The sequence below is a fragment of the Citrobacter sp. Cpo089 genome (assembly GCF_030332695.1).
Lineage (GTDB): Bacteria > Pseudomonadota > Gammaproteobacteria > Enterobacterales > Enterobacteriaceae > Citrobacter > Citrobacter portucalensis.
The window spans coordinates 103306-127721 of the sequence record NZ_JAOWHJ010000046.1 but is presented as its reverse complement, the minus strand read 5'-3'; the positions used below and the strand labels follow the sequence as shown (position 1 = coordinate 127721).

At 51.8% G+C, this 24416-nt stretch carries 24 protein-coding genes and 1 pseudogene; 9 read left to right on the top strand and 16 right to left on the bottom strand.

Annotated features, from left to right (window positions below):
• Window positions 1–40: 40 nt before the first annotated feature.
• Window positions 41–736 carry a quercetin 2,3-dioxygenase gene (gene yhhW / locus OGX92_RS08060; RefSeq protein WP_003023472.1) on the bottom strand — a complete coding sequence of 232 codons (696 nt, stop codon included), beginning with the start codon at window positions 734–736 and terminating at the stop codon, window positions 41–43.
• A 123-nt stretch (window positions 737–859) separates the two neighbouring features.
• Window positions 860–1897, bottom strand: coding sequence for an oxidoreductase (locus OGX92_RS08055; protein ID WP_267440799.1), 1038 nt, complete (start codon window positions 1895–1897; stop codon window positions 860–862).
• A 470-nt stretch (window positions 1898–2367) separates the two neighbouring features.
• Between OGX92_RS08055 and yhhY the strand changes: the two genes are divergently transcribed.
• The 6 genes from yhhY to OGX92_RS08025 all read left to right on the top strand — a co-directional run bounded on the left by yhhY (window position 2368) and on the right by OGX92_RS08025 (window position 8160).
• The gene (yhhY, locus tag OGX92_RS08050; RefSeq protein ID WP_003827604.1) at window positions 2368–2856 is read left to right on the top strand and encodes an N-acetyltransferase; all 489 of its coding nucleotides are present in this window, start codon (window positions 2368–2370) and stop codon (window positions 2854–2856) included.
• Window positions 2857–2902: 46 nt separating this feature from the next.
• Entirely contained in the window at window positions 2903–3787 is an 885-nt protein-coding gene (locus OGX92_RS08045; RefSeq protein ID WP_286586420.1) for a hypothetical protein, read from the top strand.
• Between the two features lie 325 nt (window positions 3788–4112).
• A complete protein-coding gene (locus tag OGX92_RS08040; protein ID WP_286586419.1) occupies window positions 4113–5327 on the top strand; it encodes a PfkB family carbohydrate kinase in 1215 nt (404 codons plus the stop codon).
• A gap of 15 nt (window positions 5328–5342) precedes the next feature.
• On the top strand, window positions 5343–6104 hold the full coding sequence (locus tag OGX92_RS08035) for a glutamine amidotransferase (protein WP_003827597.1): 762 nt from the start codon (window positions 5343–5345) through the stop codon (window positions 6102–6104).
• A gap of 53 nt (window positions 6105–6157) precedes the next feature.
• Entirely contained in the window at window positions 6158–7129 is a 972-nt protein-coding gene (locus OGX92_RS08030; protein WP_003827596.1) for a DMT family transporter, read from the top strand.
• Window positions 7126–8160: a phosphotriesterase family protein gene (locus OGX92_RS08025; protein WP_003827595.1), complete on the top strand. Its 1035-nt coding sequence runs from the start codon at window positions 7126–7128 to the stop codon at window positions 8158–8160. The genes OGX92_RS08030 and OGX92_RS08025 overlap by 4 nt, the downstream gene beginning before the upstream one ends.
• Before the next feature lie 44 nt (window positions 8161–8204).
• Here the strand turns inward: OGX92_RS08025 and ggt are convergent, their stop codons facing one another.
• A complete protein-coding gene (gene ggt, locus OGX92_RS08020; RefSeq protein WP_257662208.1) occupies window positions 8205–9950 on the bottom strand; it encodes a gamma-glutamyltransferase in 1746 nt (581 codons plus the stop codon).
• Window positions 9951–10068: 118 nt separating this feature from the next.
• Here ggt and OGX92_RS08015 point away from each other — a divergent pair, with 118 nt between their 5' ends.
• Complete coding sequence (locus OGX92_RS08015) at window positions 10069–10509, top strand: DUF2756 family protein (protein ID WP_048215386.1); 441 nt, start codon at window positions 10069–10071, stop codon at window positions 10507–10509.
• Here the strand turns inward: OGX92_RS08015 and ugpQ are convergent.
• From ugpQ to livK, 11 genes are all read right to left on the bottom strand, one after another.
• Entirely contained in the window at window positions 10506–11249 is a 744-nt protein-coding gene (ugpQ, locus tag OGX92_RS08010; RefSeq protein ID WP_003827589.1) for a glycerophosphodiester phosphodiesterase, read from the bottom strand. The two genes, OGX92_RS08015 and ugpQ, sit on opposite strands and share 4 nt — an antisense overlap.
• Window positions 11246–12316: a sn-glycerol-3-phosphate import ATP-binding protein UgpC gene (locus OGX92_RS08005; RefSeq protein WP_286586418.1), complete on the bottom strand. Its 1071-nt coding sequence runs from the start codon at window positions 12314–12316 to the stop codon at window positions 11246–11248. The genes ugpQ and OGX92_RS08005 overlap by 4 nt, the downstream gene beginning before the upstream one ends.
• Before the next feature lie 2 nt (window positions 12317–12318).
• Entirely contained in the window at window positions 12319–13164 is an 846-nt protein-coding gene (ugpE, locus tag OGX92_RS08000) for a sn-glycerol-3-phosphate ABC transporter permease UgpE (RefSeq protein ID WP_003023450.1), read from the bottom strand.
• A complete protein-coding gene (gene ugpA, locus OGX92_RS07995; RefSeq protein ID WP_286586417.1) occupies window positions 13161–14048 on the bottom strand; it encodes a sn-glycerol-3-phosphate ABC transporter permease UgpA in 888 nt (295 codons plus the stop codon). The genes ugpE and ugpA overlap by 4 nt, the downstream gene beginning before the upstream one ends.
• 110 nt (window positions 14049–14158) lie before the next feature.
• A complete protein-coding gene (ugpB, locus tag OGX92_RS07990) occupies window positions 14159–15475 on the bottom strand; it encodes a sn-glycerol-3-phosphate ABC transporter substrate-binding protein UgpB (protein WP_003827583.1) in 1317 nt (438 codons plus the stop codon).
• A 247-nt stretch (window positions 15476–15722) separates the two neighbouring features.
• On the bottom strand, window positions 15723–16004 hold the full coding sequence (locus tag OGX92_RS07985; RefSeq protein ID WP_003827582.1) for a hypothetical protein: 282 nt from the start codon (window positions 16002–16004) through the stop codon (window positions 15723–15725).
• A 101-nt stretch (window positions 16005–16105) separates the two neighbouring features.
• Window positions 16106–16819 carry a high-affinity branched-chain amino acid ABC transporter ATP-binding protein LivF gene (gene livF / locus OGX92_RS07980; RefSeq protein ID WP_003827581.1) on the bottom strand — a complete coding sequence of 238 codons (714 nt, stop codon included), beginning with the start codon at window positions 16817–16819 and terminating at the stop codon, window positions 16106–16108.
• A gap of 17 nt (window positions 16820–16836) precedes the next feature.
• A complete protein-coding gene (gene livG / locus OGX92_RS07975; RefSeq protein WP_003827578.1) occupies window positions 16837–17604 on the bottom strand; it encodes a high-affinity branched-chain amino acid ABC transporter ATP-binding protein LivG in 768 nt (255 codons plus the stop codon).
• Complete coding sequence (livM, locus tag OGX92_RS07970; protein WP_048215381.1) at window positions 17601–18878, bottom strand: branched chain amino acid ABC transporter permease LivM; 1278 nt, start codon at window positions 18876–18878, stop codon at window positions 17601–17603. The genes livG and livM overlap by 4 nt, the downstream gene beginning before the upstream one ends.
• Window positions 18875–19801 carry a high-affinity branched-chain amino acid ABC transporter permease LivH gene (gene livH / locus OGX92_RS07965; protein WP_003827575.1) on the bottom strand — a complete coding sequence of 309 codons (927 nt, stop codon included), beginning with the start codon at window positions 19799–19801 and terminating at the stop codon, window positions 18875–18877. The genes livM and livH overlap by 4 nt, the downstream gene beginning before the upstream one ends.
• Window positions 19802–19862: 61 nt before the next feature.
• A complete protein-coding gene (livK, locus tag OGX92_RS07960) occupies window positions 19863–20972 on the bottom strand; it encodes a high-affinity branched-chain amino acid ABC transporter substrate-binding protein LivK (protein WP_003023433.1) in 1110 nt (369 codons plus the stop codon).
• 423 nt (window positions 20973–21395) lie between these two features.
• Here livK and panM point away from each other — a divergent pair, with 423 nt between their 5' ends.
• Complete coding sequence (gene panM, locus OGX92_RS07955; RefSeq protein WP_003827573.1) at window positions 21396–21779, top strand: aspartate 1-decarboxylase autocleavage activator PanM; 384 nt, start codon at window positions 21396–21398, stop codon at window positions 21777–21779.
• Window positions 21764–21890 (top strand): annotated as a pseudogene (locus OGX92_RS07950) (hypothetical protein). The gene panM and the pseudogene OGX92_RS07950 overlap by 16 nt, the downstream one beginning before the upstream one ends.
• An 83-nt stretch (window positions 21891–21973) precedes the next feature.
• On the opposite strand, the gene livJ reads toward OGX92_RS07950, so the two are convergent.
• Together livJ and rpoH are read right to left on the bottom strand one after the other, a co-directional pair.
• Entirely contained in the window at window positions 21974–23077 is a 1104-nt protein-coding gene (gene livJ, locus OGX92_RS07945) for a branched chain amino acid ABC transporter substrate-binding protein LivJ (protein ID WP_139153507.1), read from the bottom strand.
• Window positions 23078–23347: 270 nt separating this feature from the next.
• Window positions 23348–24202: an RNA polymerase sigma factor RpoH gene (gene rpoH / locus OGX92_RS07940; protein ID WP_003023425.1), complete on the bottom strand. Its 855-nt coding sequence runs from the start codon at window positions 24200–24202 to the stop codon at window positions 23348–23350.
• Between the last annotated feature and the right edge of the window lie 214 nt (window positions 24203–24416).

Here is a 24416-nt window from a genome sequence, read left to right as displayed (position 1 = left end):
AAAGCCAACACAGATGCGGCTTGAAGGATGACGTGTATTTTTATACTGGCGGCAGGTCAAACAGTAACACTTCACTGTCGCTGTCGGCATGAATAGAAATTGCCTGTTCATCCCAGATTGCCAGACCGTCGCTGGTGGTCGCTTTAGTCCCGTTAATCGTCACGTTACCTTTTACCACCTGGATCCAGACGCGGCGTTCAGCAGCAATTTGATGCACTGACTGCTCATCTTTGACCAGCGCCCAACGGTACAGCTCCATATCCTGGTACACTTTCAGTGAACCATCACGAGCATCCGGCGACAGCACCAGTTGTTTACCCTGAGCGGCATCAAAACGACGCTGTTCATAACGCGGAGTAATACCGTTCTCCTGCGGCATGATCCAGATCTGATACAGATGCAGCTTCTCAGTATTGCTCGGGTTGTACTCCGAGTGACGGATCCCCGTCCCGGCGCTCATAATCTGAAACTCACCGGCCGGAACCTGCTCTTTATTGCCCATGCTGTCCTGATGCTCTACCGCGCCTTCCAGCACGTAGGTCAGGATTTCCATGTCTTTATGGGGGTGAGTACCAAATCCCTGACCTGCATCGATCACGTCATCGTTAATCACGCGCAGTGCCGAGAACCCCATAAAGTTCGGGTCATAGTAGTTGGCAAAAGAGAAGGTATGCCAGGAATCAAGCCAGCCATGATTAGCGTGGCCACGGTCGTTAGCTTTGCGTAAGTAGATCATTGTGTTCACCCCCAGATGTTTTCGATGGAGTAAGTGTGGACTCAATCCGTCTGGGATCATAGAGGGTGAAAATTGACTCCTCTGTTCAAAAAATATGAACAAGACCAGAGGAGTCTGTGCAGGCTATTTGGCGAGGGTTATCGTGGCAGGCGTTGCCTGTTCAAAGGCGCGTTCGAGGATCTCCAGGTTGGTAAGAACTTCAGATTCCTTGACGTAATTAGGCGTACCGGCGGTCAGCGTCTGGTACAGCGAATCATAGACGCGGCCGTAGTCCCCCACTTCCGGCTTCACCTCTTCTTTCACCGTGATGCCGTCATCGTTGACATATTCCAGCATTCCAATGGAATCATCGGCAGCGAAACCTGGCTCACCCGGCATGATATTAGCCTTCAGGCTGGTTTCCTGCTGGTCGATACCGTACTTCACAAACGAGCCTTTGGTGCCATGCACGATAAACTTCGGATAGTCGATTTTCACCAGATGGCTGGTTTTAACAATGGCTTTCAGGTCGCCGTAAAACAGCTGCGCTTCAAAGGTATCGTCCGGGTTCGCTTTGTTGCGCAGGCTGCGGATGTCGTAGGCCACATGATCGGGACGTCCGAACAAGGAGATAATCTGATCCATGGTGTGTACGCCCAGACCATAAAACGCGCCGTCCTGCGGCAGTCCCGGCTTGGTTTCTGCTTCAGGACGGTAGTAATCGAAATGGCTTTCAACCTCAACAATCTTGCCGAGCTTGCCGCTCTCAATCGCTTTTTTAGCGGTGAGGAAACAGGTGTCAAAACGACGATTCTGATACGGCGTAACGGTCAGCCCTTTGCTTTGCGCTAGCTCAAACAACTCTTTTGCTTGCGCAAGCGTTGGGGTGAAGGGTTTCTCAACCAGCACATTTTTACCCGCTTCCAGCGCGCGTTTGGCGTATTCAAAATGGCTGTCAGCATGGGTACAGACGATCACCAGCTTCACCTGCGGATCGTTTAAGATCTCGTCGAGATCGCTGGTGAAGTGAATATGTGAATACTGCGGCGCCTGCTCTTCCGGCCTGGCGTTGCGGCGGAAAATATGCGCGACGTGCCAGCTATTTTTGCGGTTGAGGACGTACGGCAAATGGTAGCGGGTGGTGCTTTTACCAAAACCAATAAATGCGCAGTGTAAGGTCATGAGACGATCCTTTTGAAGATGATTGTCTACACCATAGCGCAAAGCGGCTGGAGACTGAATCCATCCTGTCATCATGCCGGATGCGGCGTTGCCTTATCCGGCCTACCGCATTATACAGCCAAAAGATCGGGCGTAAGTGGCGTAGGCAGATTATTCACGGCCTGCGCGCAGCAACCGGAGCGTACACAGAGTACGTGAGGATTGCGAGCACAGCCCGGGATTAAGCTGGCAAGCAAACTAGCCCGAAACCCAGCCAAAAAAAAAGCCAGCAAAAGCTGGCTAAAGTAATACTGGAAGCAATGTGAGCAATGTCGTGCTTTCAGGTTCTCCGTAGGGGTTCCCCTGAACGCAGAGCAATAATAATCATTCTCATTCGCACTTGTCTACTTCTTTTTGCAAAAAAATGCAGTTGACGGATTTTTCTTTCTCAGCGAGTGTAAATGCACAATTAACCCTGCAGGAGATAAGGAATGAGTGAGATAGTGATACGCCACGCTGAACCGAAAGATTACGACGCAATTCGTCAGATCCACGCCCAGCCGGAGGTGTACCACAACACGCTACAGGTTCCTCATCCTTCCCTCGAAATGTGGCAAGCACGGCTAACCGAGCAAGCCGGTGTCAAACAACTGGTTGCCTGCATTGACGGTATCGTCGTGGGGCATCTCTGTATTGAGGTCGCGCAGCGCCCGCGCCGCAGCCACGTGGCCGATTTTGGTATCTGCGTGGATGCCAGGTGGCACAATCGTGGCGTTGCCAGCGCGCTGATTCGTACGATGATCGACATGTGCGACAACTGGCTGCGCGTCGAGCGCATTGAGCTGACGGTATTTGTTGATAATGAGCCTGCTGTAGCAGTCTATAAGAAGTACGGCTTTGAAATCGAAGGCACCGGTAAGAAATACGGCCTGCGCAACGGTGAGTATGTTGATGCCTACTTTATGGCGCGCGTGAAATAAATTTAAGGGCGAGTCATATCGCCCTGCTTATTGAAAGGACGCAATAGTGAAAAAGTTTCTTCCCCTGGTGTTGCTGGCCTCGCTCTCCCCTGCTTTTGCCACTACCGTACAAAATCTCGATTCTGTACCCAGTGCCATCCAACATCCGGAAGGTAAACAGATTTTCGCTGAACAAATGGCGGGAGCAACACCCGCGAAAGGATTTGGTGAGCTTCCTCAGGGCTTATCTGAAAAGCAGTGGATTGCCTGGGTTGCACCGAATGAAGATCCTGACAACCTGATCCTGACTGGTGCTAAATCTTGGGGAAAAGACGATAAATATATTGGCATTGCCTGTTTCGCCGATAATAAGGCTGACGCCGTGCAAGCAAAAAAATACGCGGATAACACCTGCCCGGAAAACTACAGCAACGGGCGCGCTAATAAATTATATCTCGGCATTTTTTCCTGGCAGAATCCACAGCTAACGCCGATTGCACGCTCGGAAAAACCGTTAAACCAGCTCTCAGAGTGGAATAAAGCCGCTGAAAAAGAGAGCGATGATGAGTCCGTCAGACCGCTGGCTTATTATACAAAGCTGGATCTGGCACCGTACCGGATAGCACCCGATACCCTGGCATTCGGGGTGCGGGGTGGATACTCTGATGCGTATTCCGGCGGCGGCGCATTTTATGAAGTGCTGGAACTCTACACCATCAAAGACAGCAAGATAATCAACGTGTTTTCTGACCTTGTTTATTACTATTCAGACATCGCCGGAGACTGGAATAAAGACGGCACAAGGCAGCACGACATCAGCGAAAGTAAGTACATTCTCAAAATGCGCTCGGCAAAGACGCACGGGTTTTATGACTTAGAGCGCGTTAACCTACAGGATAAAAGCAGCCAAATATTCCGCTGGTCCGAATCACTGCAGCGATATGCGCCATAACCTACCAGTCAGGCCTACATCGTTCAAAACGCTGTAGGCCAATCTATTTTATATCCCACCGAAAAATTCAAGAACGGAAGCGCCATCCAGTCCTGGCATAGAGTTGTTGATTACAGCCTATCGCCTTCCCCCACCGCCATGTTCCGGCTTAACAACCACCTGAATTATATGGTTATTCAGCTTTCTATCTTCATCGCTATTTTTCGTAACTTTAATAATATTAATATTACATTTTTGTTTTTTTTTGGTTTCTGCCATCACTTTATGGTGACAATCACAACAATATACTTCCCCTGGGACTAACTTAACCACGGTGAGGTAAAAAATGAAATTTGAACGCCATCATAGAATATTGAAAGAAATCAGTATTTCGGGAGTTGTAAAAGTTTCAAATCTGGCGAAAAGTCTCAAGGTAACAAAGGAAACTATTCGCTCAGATCTCAATGAACTTGCCGGGCAGGGATATCTCACTCGCTGTCATGGTGGTGCATTTATTACCCTTGACTCTCTTGATAACGTTGCAAAAAACGAAATTGCTTATGTGCTGGAAAAATATGAATCAGCGCAGAAAATAAAAAAAGGTCTCTCTGCCATGAAGAATAATGTATGTGTTATTGGCTCGTTCAATGTTGATATTATCAGTTACCTACCGAGGCTACCCTCGACAGGCGAATCATTGCTTGCCGATAAATTTATTTTTTCGCCCGGTGGTAAAGGATGCAATCAGGCATTAGCGGCAAGCTATGCCGATTCTGATGTGCATTTTATTACTAAAGTAGGGTCAGACCATTTCAGTGATTACGCCATTAATTTTATAAACTCATCAAAAATCCATAAAAGCGTTATCTATCAGACCAAAGAAACACAGACAGGTACAGCGACTATTATGGTGAATGGAGATACCGGGGATAACGTCATCGCTATCTATCCAGGTGCTAACATGACAATTTCACCTGATGAAATCACCATACAAAAAGAAGCCATCGTTCATTCAGATATTGTTCTCGTACAACTGGAGACAAATTACGAGGCACTTCAACAAACCATTCATCTCGCACAGAAAAATGATATCCCGGTCATTATTAACCCAGCGCCATATAATGAAATGGTTAATACCATCATTGATGACATCGATTATATCACGCCAAATGAAACCGAAGCTGGTCTGCTGGCAAACATGTCCGTCAACGATATTGAATCAGCCAAATGTGCAGCAAAGATTATTCATCAAAAAGGTGTCAAAAATACCATTATCACATTGGGTAGCAAAGGTTCTCTCGCTTATGACGGAACGCAATTCATCTATTCTCCGGCATTTCCGGCCGTTGTAAAAAATACGGCTGGCGCTGGCGATGCCTTCAATGGCGCACTCGCGTCTGGCCTTGCTAAAGGAAAATCACTGGCATCTGCATTGTGCTACGCGAGCGCATTCGCCTCGCTTGCTGTTGAAACACCCAATGCCTCTGACATGCCAGAAAACGAATCCGTTCTTCATCGCATTCAGGGCTCACATTACAAACAAACTATCTCTACTCACTAAATCAAGGAGCAGACTATGAACAATACGCAGAAAAAACTAAAGGTGCTCTTTATTGGAGAATCCTGGCATATTCACATGATTCATTCAAAAGGCTATGACAGTTTTACCTCCAGTAAATATGAAGAAGGTGCTACATGGTTGCTTGAATGCTTAAAGAAAGGTGGTGTAGAAATTGATTATATGCCGGCTCACACCGTGCAAATTGCATTTCCAGAAAGCATTGATGAACTAAACCGTTATGATGTCATTGTTATTAGCGATATCGGCAGCAATACGTTCCTGTTGCAAAACGAGACGTTCTATCAGCTAAAAATAAAGCCAAATGCTCTGGAATCAATTAAAGAGTATGTCAGAAATGGTGGTGGTCTGCTCATGATTGGCGGCTATCTGTCATTTATGGGCATTGAGGCCAAGGCTAATTACAAGAACACCATTCTTGCCGAGGTTTTGCCAGTTATTATGCTTGACGGCGATGACCGGGTAGAAAAACCAGAGGGTATCTGCGCTGAGGCTATCTCCCCGGAACATCCTGTCGTTAACGGATTCTCAGACTACCCGGTATTTCTTGGATATAACCAGGTTGTCGCCAGAGAAGATGCCGATGTTGTTTTAACAATAAATAATGACCCGCTGTTAGTGTTCGGTGAATACCAACAGGGTAAAACCGCCTGCTTCATGAGCGACTGTTCTCCACACTGGGGAACACAGCAATTTATGTCCTGGCCGTTTTATACCGACCTGTGGGTTAACACGCTTCAATTCATCGCCAGAAAATAAAAAACAATGGAGTAACGAAAGTTACTCCTTTTATAAAATACAAGGATTGATGTATGAACAAAAATAAGTACTCAACTCCCTTACTGATGCTTGCAACCATCTTAGCCGGTATGCTTTCCCCAATGCAGTCTGCCGTTAATGGGCAATTGGGACACTGGTTGCAAGATGGTAATGCTTGTGCAGTAATCTCGTTCGCCAGCGGTCTGGTCGTCATGTTTTTCATTATTATTGCGCGTAAAGAAACACGCCAGCAATTCGCATCGATCCCGACGCTGATTAAAAAGAGAAAAATCCCGCTGTGGAATTGGTTTGCCGGATTATGTGGAGCGATGGTTGTATTTTCGGAAGGGGCATCAGCCAGCGCGTTGGGCGTTGCCACGTTTCAAACTGCATTAATTTCCGCCCTGCTCCTTTCCGGCCTACTGTGCGACCGTTTTGGTGTCGGTGTGGATGAGAAGAAATATTTCACCCCATGGCGCGTTGCTGGCGCATTGTTCGCGGTTATTGCCACGATTTTTGTCGTGTCGCCACAGTGGCATTCAACCTCCTTTATCCTGCTCGCTATCCTTCCATTTTTGGCAGGATTACTCGCTGGCTGGCAGCCTGCTGGAAATGCCAAAGTTGCCGAGGCCACGGGCTCTATGCTGGTTTCCATTACCTGGAACTTCATTGTCGGCTTTTGTGTGCTGGGCGCTGCACTGGCGATACGTGTCGCATTAGGCCATGTCACCGTCCAGTTACCCGATACGTGGTGGATGTATCTCGGTGGCCCGCTGGGTCTGCTGTCCATCGGGCTGATGGCGATTCTGGTCAGAGGCTTAGGTCTGCTAATGCTGGGTGTAGCATCTACCGCAGGCCAGTTGCTTGGGTCGGTATTGATTGATGAATTGATCCCATCCTTAGGCAATACGGTCTATCTGGTCACCATCATCGGCACGTTGTTCGCGTTAGTGGGCGCAATTGTTACCACCATTCCTGAATACAAAGCATCCAAAATGGCGCAAAAAATGGAGGTGTCAGGATGAAAGGTTTCCTGCAAACCGTGACAGGCCCAGTGGCGCACACTGATATGGGGCTAACGCTCCCGCATGAGCATCTGTTTAACGATCTGTCATCCGTTGTTGATGAACCACATTATGCTTTTTCACAGCAACTGGTAGGAAAAAAAGTCAGTGCTGACCTACAGTGGGGACTGAAACACGACCCATACTGCTGCGCCGATAACATGGACAGAAAAGAGATTGATGATGTCATCTTTGAAATCAATAATTTTATGTCACTAGGAGGCAGGACGATTGTCGACGCGACGGGTTCTGAGTCTATCGGTCGGGACGCTTCATCGTTACGGGAAGTGGCAATAAAAACCGGTTTGAATATCGTTGCTTCATCAGGACCTTATCTGGAGAAGTTTGAAAGCACCAGGATCCATAAACCTGTCGATTCATTAGCCGCACTGATTGATAAGGAACTGAATCAAGGGATTGGCGAGACAGATATTCGCGCCGGTATGATCGGTGAAATTGGCGTGTCACCCGCATTTACCCAAGCGGAGCGTAACAGTCTGCGGGCAGCGTCTCTGGCACAACGTAATAATCCCCATACGGCGATGAATATCCATATGCCAGGGTGGCTGCGACTGGGTGATGAGGTGCTGGATATTGTCCTTGAAGAGATGAACGTCTCTCCGGCAAAAGTTTCGCTGGCACACTCGGACCCGTCAGGAAAAGATGTTGCCTATCAACGTAAAATGCTCGACCGCGGCGTGTGGCTTGAATTTGACATGATTGGTCTGGACATTACCTTCCCTAAAGAAGGTATCGCCCCAGGCGTTCAGGAGACCGCAGATGCGGTAGCTCATCTGATTGAACTGGGTTACGCCGATCAGATAGTTTTAAGCCATGATGTTTTTCTCAAACAGATGTGGGCAAAAAATGGGGGGAACGGTTGGGGGTTTGTCCCGAATGTTTTCCTCGCCTATCTGGCTGCCCGTGGAGTAGACAACGATACTCTTCGCAAGCTCTGTATTGATAATCCAGCGCGGTTACTCACGGCATAGCCAACAAAACGCCCGGTGCCTGACACCGGGCTATTAATCAAAAATCAGTACCCCGCCGTTAAATCATCCACGGAACGCGGGTCAGAAGCGCCATACAGTGCGCCATCCGGTCCAACCATAATGCTCTGCGTGCTGCCCATCGCCTCTTTCAGCGCCACTTTCTGTCCTTTTTGCTCCAGCAGCTTGATTGTATCCGGGCTGAAGCCCTTCTCGATGCGCAGTTCATCTGGCAACCATTGATGATGGAAGCGCGGTGCGTTGGTCGCTTCGGCGACGTTCATCCCGTAATCAATGCTGTTGACCACCATTTGCAGTACGGTAGTGATGATTCGGCTTCCACCTGGGCTGCCGGTCACCAGCCAGGTTTTCCCGTCTTTTACCACGATAGTCGGCGACATCGATGACAGCGGACGCTTCTTCGGCCCAACCGCGTTAGCATCACCGCCCACCAGTCCATAAACGTTCGGCACGCCTGGCTTAGCGGAGAAGTCGTCCATTTCGTTATTCAGCAGAATGCCGGTGTTACCCGCCACGATGCCGGTCCCGAAGGTGGTATTCAAGGTATACGTTACCGCCACGGCATTGCCGTCTTTATCCACTACCGAGAAGTGTGTAGTCTGGTTGCTTTCATACGGGGCGAGTTTGCCAGGTTTGATCTGGCTGGAAGGCTTAGCCTTGTTGATATCAATCTGATCGGCAAGCGTTTTAGCATAGGCTTTGTTGGTCAGCGCTTGCCACGGCACTTTCACAAAATCCGGGTCGCCCAGATACTCTGAACGGTCGGCGTAAGCATATTTCTCCGCTTCAGCCATAACCTGCATGGCATCGGCGCTGCCAAATCCGTACTTCTTCATATCGAAGTTTTCGAGAATATTGAGGATCTGCACGATGTGAATACCGCCAGAGGACGGCGGCGGCATGGAGAAGACCTGATACCCGCGATAGTCACCGCTTATCGGCGTGCGCTCCACGGCTTTATAGCTGGCTAAATCCTCTTTGGTCATCAGCCCGCCGTTCTTCTGCATTTCCCCGGCTATCTGATCGGCAATCGCCCCTTTATAAAACGCATCCGGGCCATTCTCGGCAATCATTTCCAGGCTTTTCGCCAGATTCTTTTGCACCAGCTTGTCGCCCTTTTTCAGCGGCTCGCCGTCCTTCCAGAAAATGGCTTTGCTGTTCTCGTGATTAGGGAGCACTTCGCTGCCATAGGTTTTCAGATCGTCGGCCAGCGCGTCATTAACCACAAAGCCCTCTTCCGCTAGCTTCATCGCCGGGCGCACCACTTTGTTCAGCGGCATCGTGCCGTATTTCTCCAGCGCCAGCGAGAAACCCGCCACGGTACCCGGCGTACCGGATGCCAGATGCGACGTCAGCGACTTTTTCGCATCGGCGTTGCCCTGCTCATCGAGGAACATGTCACGGGTCGCGCCAGCAGGCGCCATTTCACGAAAATCGATCGCGGTGGTGTTACCGTCTTTGGTACGCAGTAGCATAAAACCACCGCCGCCCAGATTGCCCGCCTGGGGATGCGTCACCGCCAGCGCATAGCCAACGGCCACGGCGGCATCGACGGCATTCCCACCCTGTTTAAGAATGTCCACACCAACCTGGGTAGCTAAAGCATCCACAGAGGCCACCATCCCATGCTTAGCACGTACGGGATGGAACACATCTTCCTCGACTCCGTAAGATACCGGCGGTGGCGCAGCCGGCGCGGCAGCAACGCTAAAACAACTTCCTGAGAGCAGAGCAGCAATGGCTACCCGGCGTAAAAACGTCGGTTTTATCATCGTTATTCTCCAGATGTATGGGGGTCTGCCCCCACTAAGCCTGGTGCATAACTCTGAAATAATCATCGTAACGGCGAGAAAGGAGTAAACTTAAGAGATCCCCGAGAGGAGAAAAGCGATGAAACGACTCTTACTTTTAGCCATGCTGTTGCCGTTTGCAGGCTTTGCACAGCCCATCAACACCATGAATAACCCGAACCAACCCGGTTATCAGATCCCGAGTCAGCAGCGTATGCAAACCCAAATGCAAACGCAGCAAATTCAGCAGAAAGGGATGCTCAACCAACAGTTGCAAACGCAGACGCGTATGCAGCAACAGCATCTGGAAAACCAAATTAACACCAACTCCCAGCGGGTCCTTCAGTCTCAGCCAGGCGAGTTGAATCCCAGCCAGCAGCAAATGCTGCCCAACAGCAACGGTGGGATGTTGAGTGGAACCCGTAACCCGGACAGCTCTCTGAATAAGCAACATATGCTGTCAGAGAAAAAGAACGGCGACATGCTGAAGCCCTCCAGCACGCCGCAGCCTAACGTTCCGTTAAAAACGATTGGGCCTTAAAAAGGTTGGAAATCCGGACCAATCGTATCAATGGCATCGGTACAGATGCAGTCCACGCCCCAGCGCAGCAGTTCCGCCGCGCGCTGGGGTCGGTTGACGGTATATACCAGAATACGTAGCCCCGCATCGCGCAGCGCATCCACACGCGCTTCATCCAGCAGTTTGTGATTAAGATGAATAGAGACGCATCCAAGCCGTGTGGTCAGCTCGCGCCAGTCCTCGCGCCATTCATCAAGCAGCAAGCCTCTCGGCAGTTCAGGTACCGCCTGCTGCGCCGCTTCAAGTGCATCAATTTCAAAGGATGACAACAGTGGCGGCGTCATTCCCGCCCACAGTTCCCGCGCGGCCAGCGCCACGACTTTGCCGGTTAGCGTTCCGGTACCGGTTGTGGGTTTAATTTCAATATTTGCCATCATTCCATGCTGACGGCAGCGCTCGGCCACTTGCGAGAGCAGCGGCAGCGGTTCACCTTTAAACTCACCGCTAAACCAGCCGCCGGCGTCCACGCGCAATAAATCCTGCCAGTTCAGCTCGCCTGCCACGCCCCAGCCGTTGCTGGTTCGCTCCAGGTTGTCGTCATGCAGTAAGAAGATCTCACCGTCTTTCGACAATTTAGCGTCAAACTCGATCATGGTATGCCCGTATCGCGCCCCCACGTCGATCGCCGCCAGGGTGTTTTCCGGGGCCAGCTTACCGCCGCCACGATGGGCGACAATATGGGGGTAAGGCCAGTTACTCATACGCGTTGTCCTGTTTCGCCATCAAAAAGATGCAGATGATTTTCTGGCAGATGCAGCCACAGCGTGCTGCCTGCCGTCGGGCGATGCTGATGCGCCAGTCGCACCACCAGCTTTTGCTCGCCCCAGCGTCCGTGTGCCAGGTTATCTGCGCCCAGCATTTCCAGTGTATCAACAACCAACGGCACGCCGCCTTCGGCCTGCGAGCTTAGCGCAATATGCTCCGGGCGGATACCCAACGTCATTTTACGCCCAATAGACTCTCTCGCGCTTCTGCCGATGGGTAGCGTCATGCCACCCTCCAGTTCAAAATGGGTGCCCGAGGTACTGATACGCCCGTCCAGCAGGTTCATTGCCGGGCTGCCGATAAAACTCGCCACAAAGCGGCTGGCAGGTTTTTCATACACCTCAACCGGCGTACCTACCTGCTCGGCAATGCCTTTGTTCATCACCATCACCCGTTGGGCGAGGGTCATCGCTTCAACCTGGTCGTGCGTCACGTATAGCGAAGTGGTTTTCAGGCGGCGATGCAGATGTTGTAACTCCAGACGCATCTGTACTCGCAGCTTGGCATCAAGATTAGAAAGCGGCTCATCGAACAGGAATACCGCCGGGTCGCGCACAATCGCTCGTCCCATTGCTACGCGCTGGCGCTGACCGCCAGAAAGTTCGCGCGGACGACGTTTGAGCAGCTCACCCAGCTCGAGAATACGCGCCGCCTCATTTACCCGCTCAGCAATGTGTTCCTTACCCATCCCGCGGATTTTCAGTCCCCAGGCCATGTTTTCTTCCACGCTCATATGCGGGTAGAGCGCGTAGTTTTGAAAGACCATCGCTATGCCGCGATCCTTCGGCTCCATCTCGGTGACGCGTTTATTATCAATCCAGATATCGCCACCGCTCACCCGCTCCAGCCCGGCGACCATCCGCAGCAGCGTAGACTTTCCGCAACCGGATGGCCCAACCATCACGATAAATTCCCCGTCCGCGACGTCCAGCGTCAGCGGTTTAATTACCTGGGTTTTGCCGTCCCAGCTTTTGGTTACTGCCTGTAGTTTTAAACCAGCCATTTTTATTTCTCACTATCGACCAGACCGCGTACGAAGGCGCGCTGCATGGCTAACACGATGATTACCGGAGGGATGAGCGTCAGCAGCATGGCAGCCATTACCTGGTTCCACTGCGTGGTGCCTTCACCGGTGGCGATCATGCCTTTGATACCCGCCACCGCAGTGCCCAAATTGACGTCGGTAATAATTAACAACGGCCACAAATACTGGTTCCAGCCGTAGATAAAGGTAATAACGAACAGCGCCGCCAGATTGGTTTTTGACAGTGGTAGTACGATATCGCGGAAAAAACGCATCGGTGACGCACCGTCAATTCGCGCGGCCTCAACCAGCTCATCCGGCAGGGTCATAAAGAACTGTCGGAACAGGAAGGTCGCAGTAGCCGATGCCATCAACGGCAGCGTCAGACCCGCATAGCTGTCGAGCATTTTCAGGTTGGCGATAACCTCCACGGTGGGGAAGATTCGCACCTCAACCGGCAGCATCAGGGTGATAAAAATCATCCAGAAGAACAGGTTGCGCAGCGGAAAACGGAACCAGACGATGGCGAATGCGGAGAGCATGGAGACGGTGATTTTCCCTACCGTAATACTGAACGCCATGATGAAGCTGTTAAGCATCATCAACCAGAACGGCGCGCTGTTGACGCCCACACCGTTGACCCAGATGTATTTCATGTTCTCCAGCAACTGCGTGCCGGGAACCAGCGTCATCGGCGTTTCAAACACCGCTTTGTTGTCCAGCGTCGCCGCGACAAACGCGACGTACAGCGGAAACAGGATCACCATGATCCCCATAATCAACATGGCATGGCTGAATATTGTCAGCCCACGACGGTTCTCAATCATTGGTAACGCACCTTACTTTCCACATAGCGGAACTGCACCACCGTCAAAATAATGACCAGGAACATCAGCACCACCGATTGTGCGGCGGAAGAAGCCAGATCCAACCCGACAAACCCTTCACGGTAGATCTTATAAATCAGCGTGGTCGTCGCCTGCACCGGCCCACCCGCCGTGGCGGCATCGATCACCGGGAAGGTATCAAAGAAGGCGTAAACCAGATTCACCACCAGCAGAAAGAAGCTGACCGGGGCTATCAGCGGCAGCGCCAGCTTAAAGAAGCGGCGAACTGGCCCCGCGCCATCAATCGCGGCGGCTTCGATCAGTGACCGCGGGATAGACTGCAGTGCGGCAAAGAAGAACAGGAAGTTGTAACTAATCTGCTTCCAGACCGACGCGAACACCACCAGAAACATTGCCTGACCGCTGTTTTGCGCATGGTTCCAGTCATAGCCAAACTCACCGAGAAAATGGGTAATCAGCCCGCGACCTGGGTTAAACAGGAAGATCCACAATACGGCGGCGACGGCAGGCGCGACGGCGTATGGCAACAGCATCAGCGTCTGGTAAAAACGGCTGCCGCGCACCACGTAATTCACCAGCGCCGCAAAAAATAACGACACCAGCAGACCACTTACCGTGACTAACGTACTGAACTTAATGGTGGTCCAGAATGAGTCGAGGTAGTACGGGTCATGAAACAGCGCGACAAAGTTTCCCAGTCCGACAAACTGGCTGGAAAGACCAAACGGATCAACGGATTGTAGCGAGTACCACAGCGCTTCACCGGCGGGCCAGATAAAGAAAATAACGGTGATAACCAGCTGCGGAGCCACCAACAAATAGGGAAGCCAACGCGAGCGGAATACCGGACGGGATGAAGACATGTAGGTTCTTTTCCTGGAAGGTGCCGGATGGCGGTGCAAGCACCTTATCCGGCCTACAAACTACGAACTTGTAGGCCTGATAAGCGCAGCGCCATCCGGCACTTATACACTTAAGACTTGGTCGATTGCTCAAAGCGGCGCAGTAACTGATTGCCACGCTCAACGGCGGCATCCAGTGCCTGCTGCGGGGTTTTCTTCCCGGTCCAGACGCTTTCCAGCTCTTCATCCACAATAGTGCGGATCTGCGGCATATTGCCCAGACGCAGTCCCTTGGTGAATGGCAACGGCGGCTTGTTCAGCATCTGGCGGGTGGCGATATCAGCCCCAGGGTTCTTCTCATAGAAGCCCTGTTCACGGGTCAGGTCGTAGGCAGCGGTGGTGATCGGCAGATAGCCGGTCTTCTGGTGCCATTCGGCAGCAATTTCAGGCTTCGCCAGGAAGTTGAGGAACTGCGCCACGCCTTCGTAGGTTGCTTTATCTTTACCCTGCATCACCCACAGGCTGGCCCCACCGATAATCGCATTCTGCGGCGCGCCCTTCACATCGGCATCGTACGGCATCATCCCGACGCCATAATTGAATTTAGCGTAGTGGCGGATGTCCGCCAGCGAACCGGAAGAGGCGGTGGTAATGGCACAATCCCCGTTGTAGAACTTCTCAGTGGATTCGTCCTTACGCCCGAAGTAGCTGAAATCACCTTTTTTGTTCAGCTCTTCCAGCAGAGCGATGTGTTTCACCTGTTCCGGTTTATTGAACTCCAGCACCGCGTCAGTACCGTCAAAGCCATTGTTTTTGGTTGCTACCGGCAGACCGTTCCAGGCGCTGAAGTTTTCAATCTGAATCCATCCCTGCCAGCCGCTGGCGTAACCGCACTTCATGCCTGCGGCTTTCAGCTTCGCGGTGTACTCCGCCAGATCCTGCCAGGTTTTCGGCGGCTGCTCCGGGTCTAAACCGGCTTTTTTGAAGGCATCTTTGTTGTAGTACAGCACCGGAGTGGAGCTGTTAAACGGCTGGGAGAGCAAGTGTCCGCTTTTAGAGTCGGTGTAGTAACCGGAAACGGTCGGTACGAACTGAGACTCATCGAAGTTAATGCCAGCCTCTTTGAATACTTCATAGACCGGTTTAATGGCTTTTGAGGCCATCATGGTTGCCGTGCCCACTTCATAAACCTGCAGCAGCGCAGGCGCGTTTCCGGTACGGAAAGCAGCAATTCCTGCACTCAGGCTCTGCTCATAGTTGCCTTTGTACTGCGGAACAATTTTGTAGTCGGGATTGGCTGCATTAAAACGTTGCGCCAGTGAATCAACTTCTTTACCCAGTTCGCCTTCCATTGAGTGCCAGAACGGGATAGTGGTGACCGCCAGTGCCTGACCTGCAAATGCCAGGCTAAGTGCCAGTCCTAAAGCTGTATGTCGTAACGATATCATCGGTTATCTCTCTTGTTGTGCCGGATGCGCGATATCACGCGTTTTATGCTCGCGGGGGTAACATGACATGCTCGAATGACAGAAAAATAACTTTTTTATTACAAAAAAAAGATAGTAAGGCGACAAACAGATGGCAAGGCGGTGAAAGCGTAGTGACAGGAAAATGCGGGGTGGTGCACAACAAAGCCGGATATCGCTATACCTTCTCCGGCCTTGATGGCGTTATCTGCTGCTCCAGCAAGGAAGATTAATCCCGACGCCAGCGTCGTTCATATTCATTCTGTAAACGCTGCTGCTCTCGCCGCTCACGTTCACGTTGGATATCCGATTTATCATCATCCCAGCCTGGGCATACCGAGCTGGTAAACACTTCGCAGGGCGAGTCGGATTGCGCTAACGGGTTGTCCGGTTTCTCTTCCCAGATAGCGGGATCGCGCGGGTCAAACGCTGGCGGTGTTGAGGCCTGGGTGGTTAGTGAAAGCGTCAAAAACAAACTGCCAATCATCATGCAGGTACCTGAACGAATCATCCTTTCTCCATGTTCATTTTTATTATTGATAACTATTCTCAATAATAACATAGAGCAATAAAAAGGGGCCACAGCAGGCCCCTTGTCTATTCAGAGAATGATTAACCGCCCAGATACGCGCTTCGCACCGCTTCGTTAGCCAGTAGCGCATCACCGGTGTCTTCCAGCACCACATGACCGTTTTCCAGCACGTAGCCGCGATCGGCGAGCTTCAGCGCCTGGTTAGCGTTCTGTTCGACGAGGAAGATGGTCATCCCCTGTTCGCGCAGCTGTTCGATGGTGTTAAAAATCTGCTGGATGATAATCGGCGCCAGACCCAGCGACGGTTCATCAAGCAGCAGCAGCCTCGGCTGGCTCATCAGCGCACGGCCTATCGCCAGCATCTGCTGTTCACCGCCGGACATCGTTCCCGCACGTTGAATACGACGTTCATGCAGACGGGGAAACAGGTCATACACCCATTTGATGCGTTCCTGAAACTGGTCCTTTTCGGCAAAGAAGCCGCCCATCGCCAGGTTCTCTTCCACCGTCATACGGGAAAACACGCGACGCCCTTCCGGCACAATCGCTACCGCTTCGCGCATGATTTTCGCCGTCTGCCAGTCGGTAATGTCTTTACCATCAAAGACGATTCGCCCACTGGTCGCTCGCGGGTCGCCACACAATGTGCCGAGCAGCGTGGTTTTTCCCGCGCCGTTGGCACCAATCAGAGTAACGATTTCACCCTGGTTGATATACAAGCTGACGTCGTGCAGCGCCTGTATTTTGCCGTAGTGGGCGTTGACTTTGTCGAACGATAACATCGCTTTATCCATATTAAGCCTCGCCACCATTATGCTTCACCTAAATAGGCGCGGATAACATCCGGGTTATTACGAATCTGTTCCGGCGTCCCATTCGCCAGCGGCGTGCCCTGGTTCACCACGTAAATACGGTCAGAAATCCCCATCACCAGCTTCATGTCGTGCTCAATCAACAAAATGGTGGTGTTGTGATGGTTACGCAGTTCAGCAATCAGCTCGTCCAGCTCTTTGGTCTCTTTCGGGTTGAGTCCAGCAGCGGGTTCGTCGAGCATCAGGATTTCCGGCTGGGTCACCATGCAGCGGGCAATTTCCAGACGACGCTGATCGCCATAGGCCAGGTTACTGGCCTGACGGTTAGCATGCTCCAGCAAGCCAATACGCGCAAGCCAGGTGGCGGCGCGATCCAACGCTTCACTCTGCGCGCGACGGAACGACGGGGTTTTCAACAGGCCGGAGAAGACGCCGGTTTTCAGTTGCTGATGTTGCGCCACCAGCAGGTTTTCAATCACCGTCATTTCGCGAAACAGACGCACGTGCTGGAAAGTACGTACCACCCCCATACGCGCGATTTGCTGACCCGGCAGCCCTTCCAGGTGCTGGTCGCGCAGCTTAATCGTCCCGCCGGTCGGCTTATAAAAACCGGTCAGACAGTTAAAGACCGTGGTTTTCCCCGCACCGTTCGGGCCGATTAACGAAACGATCTCCTGCGGTCGCAGTTCCAGTTCAACGTTGTTTACCGCCAGCAGACCGCCGAAGCGCATCATCAGGCCGTTAACGGATAATAATGGCTGACTCATGCCTGCTCTCCTTTTGCTTCCCCGTTTTTCAGCTTCAACTGTGGACGGGTCATCGGCAACAAGCCCTGCGGACGCCAGATCATCATCAGTACCATTAAACCACCCAGCATTAACATGCTGTATTCGTTGAAATCACGCATCAGCTCGCGTGACACCACCAGCAGGATGGCCGCGAGGATCACCGCAAACTGTGAGCCCATTCCGCCCAGTACCACAATCGCCAGCACAAAGGCCGACTCGGCAAAGGTGAAGGATTCCGGGCTGACGAAGCCCTGGCGCGCGGCAAACAGCGTACCGGCAAAACCGGCAAACGCGGCGCTGATGGTAAAGGCTGTCAGCTTGATACGCGTAGGGTTTAAGCCCAGAGAACGACAGGCAATTTCATCTTCACGCAGCGCTTCCCACGCGCGACCCAGCGGCATACGCAGCAAACGGTTGATAACAAACAGCGAGAAGACCACCAGCAGCAGCGCCACCAGATAGAGGAAAATGACGCGGTCAGACGGATCGTACTTGACGTTAAAGAAGTTGCTGAAGGTATCCCAGCCGCCTTCACGGGCGGTACGGCTGAACTCCAGACCGAAAAAGGTCGGTTTCGGGATCTGGCTAATACCGTTTGGACCGCCGGTTACTTCGGTGTTGTTGAGCAGCAGAATACGGACGATTTCGCCGAAGCCTAAGGTCACAATCGCCAGATAATCACCACGCAGGCGCAATACCGGGAAGCCGAGCAGGAAGCCTGCTGCAGCGGAAACCAGCCCCGCCAGCGGCAGACAGGTCCAGAAGCCCAGACCGTAATAGTGGTTCAGCAGCGCGAAGGTGTAAGCGCCGATGGCATAGAAGCCGCCGTAGCCCAGCACCAGCAGGCCGGAAAGCCCCACCACCACGTTTAAGCCGAGGCCGAGGATGATATAAATCATCGTCAGCGTGGCGATATCCACCGTACCGCGTGACACCATAAACGGCCACGCCACGGCAATCACCAGCAGCGCCACCAGGAACAGCTTCTGTTTAACGGTGGAGCCGTCAATCGCCGGCAGAATAAATTTCGGTCCGGAGACGCTCTTCAGGCCTTTCTGGAAGGCTGGACGTAGCAGTTGGAAAAGAAAGACCACGCCAGTGCCGATAAACACCCACTGCCAGCGGATATCCGCGGCGGTATCGACTACCAGCTTGGTACCGTCCAGCTCTAACTGAACACCCATAAAGACGCCCGCCAGGACGAAGAACATAGCGGCAGAGAGCAGCGCCATTGCAAAATGCATCGGTTTCATACTTTCTCTACCTCCGGGCGACCCAGAATACCGGTCGGCATCACCAGCAGCACCAGAATCAGCAGCGCGAATGAAACGACGTCTTTGTATTCAGTACTCAGATAAGCAGAGGAAAGCGCTTCCGCAACGCCCAGAATCAGGCCGCCGATCATCGCCCCTGGAATGCTGCCGATGCCGCCCAGTACCGCCGCGGTAAAGGCCTTCATCCCGGCCATAAAGCCGATGTATGGGTTAATTACACCGTAGAACTGACCGAGCAGCACGCCCGCTACCGCCGCCATTGCCGCGCCAATCACAAAGGTCAGCGCAATCACGCGATCGGTATTGATGCCGAGCAGGCTGGCCATCTTCAGGTCTTCTGCACAGGCACGGCAGGCGCGGCCCATACGGGAGTAACGGATAAACAGCGTCAGCGCCAGCATCGCCAGGAAGGTTACGATCCAGATAACCAACTGCATGGTGGTGATGGAAGCAGAGAAGTTATCGCTACTGCCGACAGTCCACTGACCATTAAACAGGCTGGGCAGCGCCACGTCGCGCGAACCTTCCGTCAGGCTGACGTAGTTTTGCAGGAAGATGGACATCCCGATAGCGGAAATCAGCGCGATCAGGCGCTTGGAGCTGCGCACGGGCCGATACGCCACGCGTTCAATGCTCCAGCCGTAGGCGCTGGCAATCACAATTGCGCCGACGAAGCCCGCCGCGACCAGTAGCCAGCTGGAATCGATGCCCATCATCATTAGCGCTGCGATGATCATAAAGGAGACATAGCTGCCGATCATATACACCTCGCCGTGGGCGAAGTTGATCATGCCGATAATGCCGTACACCATCGTGTAACCGATGGCGATCAGCGCGTAGGTGCTTCCCAGCGTGACGCCGTTAAACATCTGCTGCAAGAAATAGAGGAACTGCTCGGACATAAGGTAACCTTTTTAAACCCGCCCGTTTTGCACGGGCGGTGGGATAACTCGTCTTCAGGTATTACTTCGCAACGGTCGAAGAACCGTCTGCATGCCACTGGAAGACACCAAACTCAAATCCCTTCAAATCGCCTTTTTCGTCCCATTTCAGCGGCCCAATCACGGTATCAGCCCCGTGTGCTTTCAGATCTTTCACCAGGTCCAACGGCTCTTTGCTACCGCTGCGATCCATTGCTGTCGCCAATGACTGGACGGCTGCATAAGTGATCCACACGTATGGTCCGGTTGGATCTTTCTTGTCAGCTTTGAGCGCATCGACGATAGCCTTATTCGCCGGATCCTGGTCATAGCGTTTTGGCATGGTTACCAGCATGCCTTCAGCAGCATCACCGGCGATGTTAGACAGCGACGCATTGCCGACGCCCTCAGGTCCCATAAACTGGGTTTTCAGCCCGACGGAACGCGCCTGGCGCAGCATTTGCCCCATTTCCGGGTAGTAGCCGCCGTAATAAACAAAGTCGATATTTTCTTTTTTCAGGCGAGCGATCAGCGCAGAAAAATCTTTTTCCCCGGCGGTGATACCGTCAAAGAAAACGATGTTGGCTTTGCCCGCTTTCAGGCTGTCCTGCACCGAACGCGCCAGGCCTTCACCGTATTGCTGTTTATCGTGAATGATGGCGATACGCTGTGGCTTCACCTTCTCCAGAATGTATTTCGCGGCGGTCGGCCCCTGAGAGGAGTCCAGGCCCGCTGTACGCATAATGTGAGCGTAACCGCGCTGGGTCAGTTCCGGGTTTGTGGCACCCGGAGAAATCATCAGAATGCCTTCATCTTCATAGATATCTGATGCGGGCTGCGTGGAAGATGAGCACAGATGACCAATAACGTACTGAATGCCGTCATTGACGATTTTGTTCGCTACCGCAACGGCCTGTTTCGGATCGCAGGCATCGTCATATTCCACAGCGACCAGTTTGTCGCCTTTTACCCCGCCTTTGGCATTGATATCTTTAATGGCCTGACGTGCGCCATTAAATTCCATATCGCCCCACTGCGCGACCGGACCTGACATCGCGCCGACAACAGCGACCTTGATATCTTCCGCCATGACCGCGTGTGACATTGCCAGTGCTATCACCCCTGCGATGATTGTTTTCGCATTCCGTTTCATTACCTGAATCCCCATTCGTGACGTAATTAATATTTTGTATTTATGTGGTTAAAAAGCAGTCTGTGCTTTTTTTGAACTGCACTATTTTTACCAGTCTCATTAATGGTTTAGCGCAGTTTTTTAAGCAAAATCAGGCTAAAATCTCTATTTTTCAGTCGATTAAGAAAAGATAATATTCTGCTTTTCACTATAGATAAACAAAAAAAAGCACGTTTGTCAGCATAAAATAACGGCACAAAGAGCCGAATAAAATGCTGCATCCCAGGGTATTATTCTGCCTATTTTTCAATCTCTACGGTTTCAAACTGTCATTACCGTTGTTACAAAATTATTAATCTGGTTATTCACATAAAAAAGAGAAAGCATCCGGGTGAATTATTTCGGTACACTCATTCCATCTTTTGTGATTTGGACATGCTGTTAATGAAGCTGACCATCGTTCGTTTAGATAACTTTAGCGACCAGGACCAGATTGATCTGGGCAAAATCTGGCCGGAATATTCCGCCTCATCGTTAAGCGTAGATGAAACGCACCGGATCTACGCCGCACGCTTTAACGAGCGTCTGTTAGGCGCAGTTCGCGTAACCCTGAGCGGCACGCAAGGTGCATTAGATTCATTGCGCGTACGCGATATCACCCGCCGTCGCGGCGTCGGGCAGTATTTGATCGAAGAAGTCATCCGGGAAAACCCTGATGTGAGTTCATGGTGGATGGCCGACGTCGGCGTTGAAGACCGCAGCGTGATGGCCGCGTTTATGCAGGCGTTAGGGTTTACAGCCCAGGAGAATGGCTGGGAAAAAAGATAAAAAAGCCGGATGGCGCTGACGCTTATCCGGCCTACATGCTGGGAGAAAAAATAAAAAACCACCTCGCAATTTTCCAAGAATTTCACGTTGCAGGAAGGCGGCAAGTTATGAAGTCCCCGGGAGCTTACATAAGTAAGTGACCGGGGTTGAATAACGTAACCAACGCATCTGCAGCGCGAAAGGCGCCAGGAAAATTATTTGGCGTCGGTCGCCGTCCCGTTTGCATGCCAGTCAAACACGCCGAATTCGAAGCCTTTCAGATCGCCCTTCGCATCCCATGACAGCGGCCCCATGACGGTTTCCACTGAGTTTGCTTTCAGGTATTTGGCAATTTCAGCCGGGTCGTCAGACTGGTTCAGACCGGCCTGCAAGGATTGCAGCGCGGCGTAGGTGGTCCATACGAATGCACCGCTCGGATCTTGTTTCTTGGCTTTGATCGCGTCCACAATCGGTTTGTTCGCCGGAACCTGATCGTAGTTCTTCGGTTTCGTTACCAGTAAGCCTTCTGCAGACTCACCCGCGATGTTAGACAGCGACACGTTCGCTACCCCTTCTGGTCCCATAAACTGGGTTTTCAGACCCGCAGCGCGTGCCTGGCGCAGAATCTGCCCCATTTCCGGGTGGTAACCACCGTAGTAAACGAAATCGATATTCTCTTTCTTCAGACGTGCCACCAGCGTAGAGAAATCTTTCTCGCCAGCGGTGATCCCGTCGAAGAACACCACGTCAGCGTTGGCTTTCTTGAGGTTGTCCTGCACGGAACGCGCCAGGCCTTCACCGTACTGTTGTTTGTCGTGAACGATCGCAATGCGCTTCGGCTTCACTTTTTCAACGATATATTTGGCAGCGGTTGGGCCCTGATCGGAATCCAGACCGGTGGTACGCATCACCAGGTTATAACCGCGCGCGGTCAGCTCCGGCGCCGTTGCCGCTGGGGTGATCATCAGAATGCCTTCGTCTTCATAGATATCTGACGCAGGCTGAGTGGAAGACGAGCACAGGTGGCCGATAACATATTTAATCCCGTCGTTGACCACTTTGTTAGCTACCGCTACCGCTTGTTTCGGGTCACAGGCATCGTCATATTTCACCATGACCAGTTTGTCACCTTTCACCCCGCCTTTGGCGTTGATATCTGCAATCGCCTGCTCTGCGCCAGTAAATTCCTGATCGCCATACTGCGCTACCGGACCGGACATCGCGCCGACGACGGCAACTTTAATATCCTTAGCAAACGCCATATTGCTCAAAGACAGGGCGATACATCCTGCCAATAACGCTTTACCCTTCATATTCATCCTGACAATCCCCATTATTGTGGTTATTACGTGTGTTGTGATGTTGTTGTTCAGCACTTTATTTCGATTATTGGATAGCCACCCGTGCTTTAGCAGCATACTCTGCTAAAACATACCCGATTTTTATTATTTTGGAATAGCTAAATTTGACATGCAGATAACAACTTGATGACAAAAAGCATAAACGTCAGGAGAGAGGGGGAGAGATAAAAACAAAAAACCCCGGATTTTCATCCAGGGTTTATCAGCATTTCCAGGGCGGCTGGAAGATTACGCTTCGATCGCCGCGCGCAGTTTTTTCATGGCGTTCTTTTCAAGCTGACGAACACGTTCAGCGGAAACGCCGTAGCGATCGGCCAGTTCCTGCAACGTCGACTTGTTGTCTTCGTCCAGCCAACGGGCACGAATGATGTCCTGGCTCCGCTCGTCCAGACCTTCCATTGCGTGGGTCAGTTTGTTCGCGGCCTGATCTTCCCAGTTATCTTCTTCAATGCCGTCGGCAAAGTTAGAAGATTTATCCTGCAGATACAGCACCGGGGCCATCGGCTGGCTGTCAGACTCATCGTCTGAAGACATGTCAAACGTCATGTCCTGTGCCGCCATACGGGATTCCATTTCGCGCACGTCTTTGCTGGAAACACCCAGCTCGCGAGCAACCATTTCAACTTCGTCCTGGTTAAACCAGCCCAGACGCTGTTTGGTTTTACGCAGGTTAAAGAACAGCTTACGCTGCGCTTTGGTGGTCGCGACTTTAACGATACGCCAGTTACGCAGAACGTATTCGTGGATCTCAGCTTTGATCCAATGCACGGCGAAGGAAACCAGGCGCACACCCACTTCCGGGTTGAAACGGCGCACGGCTTTCATCAGGCCGATATTACCTTCCTGAATCAGATCCGCCTGCGGCAGGCCATAGCCCGCATAATTACGAGCAACATGAACAACAAAGCGCAGGTGAGACAGGATCAGCGTTTTAGCTGCTTCCAGATCGCCCTGGTAATGCAGCTTTTCAGCCAGTGCCCGCTCCTCGTCAGCCGACAACATCGGCCACGCGTTCGCAGCCCGGATGTAAGATTCCAGGTTACCAACAGGGGCTAAAGCTAAATTTTGCATTTCTTTGGTCATTCAAATCCTCTCAATCTTTTCATCTGGCGCATTGGCTAAAACCAATAGCAACAACCATGCCAGAGCTTATGAGCAACGAGAATATCATTCAATCTTTTATCAGACAGTGATTTTATCCACAAGTTCCATGTCGTAATGTGTATAGATTACGCACAAAATGTGACATCACAATGAATACGCCGGGAAGAGATCACAGGGACTCTTTCCCTGCAGA